The organism is Mycobacterium sp., from assembly GCF_032159775.1.
In the GTDB taxonomy this organism is placed as follows: domain Bacteria; phylum Actinomycetota; class Actinomycetes; order Mycobacteriales; family Mycobacteriaceae; genus Mycobacterium.
Window position 1 is genome coordinate 1 of sequence record NZ_JAVHWK010000036.1, and the last position, 3957, is coordinate 3957.

Annotated in this window: 4 protein-coding genes; 1 reads left to right on the top strand and 3 read right to left on the bottom strand. The window is 63.2% G+C overall.

Annotation, left to right across the window (positions count from 1 at the left end):
- Positions 1-650: phosphatase PAP2 family protein (locus QOJ24_RS04000; protein ID WP_526259337.1), on the bottom strand; the 650-nt coding region annotated here is incomplete at its 3' end.
- A 110-nt stretch (positions 651-760) separates the two neighbouring features.
- On the opposite strand from QOJ24_RS04000, the gene QOJ24_RS04005 reads away from it, so the two are divergent.
- The gene (locus QOJ24_RS04005) at positions 761-1432 is read left to right on the top strand and encodes a response regulator transcription factor (protein WP_526259339.1); all 672 of its coding nucleotides are present in this window, start codon (positions 761-763) and stop codon (positions 1430-1432) included.
- On the opposite strand, the gene QOJ24_RS04010 is transcribed toward QOJ24_RS04005, so the two are convergent.
- Both QOJ24_RS04010 and mspA read right to left on the bottom strand, forming a co-directional pair.
- A complete protein-coding gene (locus QOJ24_RS04010; protein ID WP_526259341.1) occupies positions 1367-2794 on the bottom strand; it encodes a sensor histidine kinase in 1428 nt (475 codons plus the stop codon). The two genes, QOJ24_RS04005 and QOJ24_RS04010, sit on opposite strands and share 66 nt — an antisense overlap.
- 128 nt (positions 2795-2922) lie before the next feature.
- On the bottom strand, positions 2923-3534 hold the full coding sequence (gene mspA / locus QOJ24_RS04015) for a porin MspA (protein ID WP_526259343.1): 612 nt from the start codon (positions 3532-3534) through the stop codon (positions 2923-2925).
- Positions 3535-3957 lie beyond the last annotated feature (423 nt).

Genomic DNA, 3957 nt, shown 5'->3' on the forward strand with positions numbered 1-3957 from the left:
AGATAAAGCCGACTCAACGCGACCGCAGCGACGACGATGACCGCGGCGCAGGTAAGCCACCTGTTGACGGTGTCGCTCCGGTGCGTTCCTACGACCACGACCAGCATGCCGCACAACGCCACGGTGCCGGTGACGTGACCCGAAGGAAACGAGTAGTCCGTCTCGAGCGTTTCCTGAATTCCGATGGGGGGTCGAGGGCGCGCGAGCAGCAGCTTCAGTGCCGTGCACAACGCAGAGGCGCTGCCGACGGCGGCGATAACGGTGAGCCCGCTGACGCCGGAGTGGAAGCGAGCTGCTGCGAGTATCGCGACGAGCACTGCAGCGCAAGCGGTTTCGGCCGGTCCGAAAGCATTGGTCACCGCCAGGGCTACGTGGTCTGAAACCGGGCTGCGATGGCCGACAAGCCAATCGGTGACGTCGTTGTCGACGTCCACCAACCAGCCGCGTTGGCGTACTTGCAGCGCGACCACGACCAGGCCCATCAGCAATCCGACGGCCCGAATCGACGTCGACCACCAACGCGTCATGCGATCGCGGTAGCCCAATCCGATCCCGACGACGACAGCACTGACAGCAAGAAGCAGAATCACCGCCACTGCCTCGCCATTAGCCGCAATCAGATCAGTCAGCCAGGTACCGATGGCGTTCATCACCTGCTCAGGGTCGCGATCACCGGCTGAACGGACGCTGAGAACTCGTCGGGGCAAAGGCCGTGGTCTGTTGTACTTGGTCAAGTCACGACGATCGGATGGATGGAGCCGTGCGCGTACTGGTAGTCGAAGACGAGGTCCGCCTCGCCGAGACGATTCGCCGCGGCCTGGTGTCGGAGGGGTTTGTCGTCGACGTGGAGCATCGTGGCGATGACGGTTTTCACACTGCCGCGTCAGACAATTTCGACGCGATCATCCTGGACATCATGTTGCCGGGTAAGAACGGCTACGAGCTCGTCCGGGATCTGCGGGCACAGAATATCTGGACGCCAGTGCTCATGTTGTCGGCCAAGGACGGCGAGTACGACCTGGCCGACGCCTTCGACCTGGGCGCGGACGACTATCTGGTCAAACCGTTCTCGTTCGTCGTGCTGTTCGCCAGACTTCGAGCGCTGGTGCGGCGAGGCGCACCCGAGCGGCCCGTGATAATGACTGCAGGCGATATCGAACTCGACCCGTCGCGTCACAAGGTGACACGGGCGGGAACCGAGCTGACCTTGACGCCAAGGGAATTCAGCGTCTTGGAGTTCTTGATGCGCCATCACGACGAAGTGGTCAGCAAGAGTGAAATCGTTCGGGCGGTATGGGATACCAATTACGACGGCGACGAGAACATCGTCGAGGTATACATCAGATATCTGCGCCGTAAGATTGATCTACCGTTCTCCGGCAACAGCATCGAAACCGTTCGTGGTGTCGGCTACCGCTTCGTCGGCGGCTAGGGGTAAATCGACGACGAAGCGCGCTCCCCCGCTGGGCGAATCGTCGACACTGACGGTGCCATGGTGTGCCTCGATGATCTGAGCGACTATCGAAAGACCAAGGCCTGCGCCGCCTGCGGCTCGATCGCGCGGTGTGTCCAGTCGGACGAAGCGACCGAACACCCGTTGGCGATCGGCTGCTGGTACTCCCGGCCCGTCGTCCGAGACGAGCACACGGGCACTGCCGCCAACGGCCGCACATTCGAGACGAATGCCATCGCGTGCATGCCGGACGGCATTGTCGACCAGGTTGCGCACGAGGCGCGACAAAGCGCTCGGATCGCCGGACGCCCTCGCCGGCTTCACATCGGCGATGACCTTCAGGTGGGTGAGGGAACGTACGCGCTCGGCCTCGGCCAAGACGATGTCGTCGAGATCGACGTCGATTTTGATGTTTCGGCCACTGCGCTCGTCGGCGCGGGCAAGCAGCAGAAGATCCTCTACCAGGCTGTGCATTCGTTGCGCCTCAGGAAGAAGCGAATCGTCGATCAACGACTGATCCAAGAGATCCGGACGCCGGTGAGCAAGATCCAGCGCGGCGGTGATCGATGCCAACGGGCTGCGCAGTTCGTGTGATGCATCGCTGATAAAGCGGCGTTGAGCGCTCTGACTCGCTTCGAGTCGATCCAGCATGTTGTTCATGGTTACGGCCAAGCGGGTGACCTCGTCGTCCGCCGCCGGCACCGGTATTCGTTCGGCAAGCTTCGAGTGGGTCATCGACGAGACGCGTGCGCGGATGCGTTCGACGGGCTGCAACGCCGCGCCGACGAGCCGATAGGTGCCAAATGCAACCAGCGCGATCACGATCGGCCCACCGATGGCAAGGAGAGTTGCGACCGTCATGATGACGTCTTCTACCGGCTCACGATCCGCGCCCACGAGAACGGTAACCGGACCAGATGGCGTCTCGACGCCCGCAGCCGTGACCCACAGGTCCCAGTCCGGGCCGATCTGCACTCTTCCGACCGACTGCGTCGAGCCCGCGGAAAGTCTGCGATCCGCCACGGGTTCTGGCGGGCTGCCTGCCGACTGCGCGACGAGGGTTCCGGACGGATCGATGACCTGAACCAGACCGACCTGGCTGTCGGTCGCCAGCATCGCCGTGTCGAGTTCGGCGGGGGACTCCGTTTGCAGCTGGTCTGCCAGCTGGGCGGTGCGAGAAGCGGCCGTGGCCTGCGCGGAGCTCTCCAGAGTTCGGAAGAGGACGAGCAACAGGGCGCCGCCTGCCAGTAACAAACAGATCCCCACGACCAGCGTCGACGCGACCGCCGAACGGGTACGCACCGTCCACCGTGACGGCGATCCGATCGCCGAGGGCTTCATGCCTTCAGTGTGACTCCCGTCGGCCGGTAGACGGCTCACCCGGTCCACTGCGTTCGATTCCCTTCCTTGCGAGAGATCCCCTGCCTGACCGATCGGTGGCCAGGCAGAGGATCGGAATGCAAGCGGGCCTACTGCATGTCCCAGGGGTCGCCGTAGGTCGTGACGGAGTCGCCGGACTTGGAGATCAGGCGGGCGAACGGTCGCAGCAGCACGCCACCGGCCGCACCGGTCACGGTGCCGTGCGCGTTGGAGACCGCCACACCGCCGGCCGGGCCTGCCACGTCAACCGAGAAGGTCGCAACCTCTTGGATGCCGGGGCCGTTACCCAGGTCAGCGCTGATCGACACGCCGGGGAACAAGTTGGGCGTGATGACCGAGCCCAACGGGTTGAACACCGGGAACAGCGACGCGTCGTCGATCAGGATGTTCGGCGTGGTGTAGCTGAAGTTGATACCGACGCCCAGCGACCACGGGAAGCCGATCTGGTAGCCCAGCTCCAGCGTGCCCTCGAACGCATCGCTACCCGGACCGGCAACGGTGTACTTGGCGCGACCGGAGTGGAACCACTCACGAGTCAGCCGGTTGCGGTCCAGCGGAAATACACCGTTGAGGAACGTGTCCCACTGTTGGACGGTGAGCGTGCGATCTTGGCCGTCCACCAAACTGAGTTCGTTGTCCAGACCCGCATGTGAGGTACCCGATGTGGTCACGAGCGCGCTGAATGCAACAACGAAGGCCATAACGCCTCGCGCAATGAATTTCAAACCTCTTCCCCACTACTCGACGGAGCTCCCAGCCCCGCTACGCGAAGGCAGATGCCGCGGTGCAACCTGCTCGCTCACTCGATGAGTGAGGTGTCTGAGCGTGGCAAGACAATGCTTAAAAAGCGCCGAGAACAGGTAGACGGGTGGCGCCCTGAGTCTCGGCGACGCAGTCGCATCGGATCGGTGTCAACGAGAGCACGATGTACTGGGCGGGTCTCAGGGCGCCAACCCTGGTTCGGCTTGCACACACACCACGGTGTGGACTATTAAGTCTGAGCCACAGTCGCTGAAGAGCGGCTGAGGGCGGCTGAGAATCGAGGCCCACCAAGCGGGGTGGTGTGACCGTCTTCAGCGGGACTTCAGCTACGTCCCCCTACGGTCTGCGTCATGACCGAGACA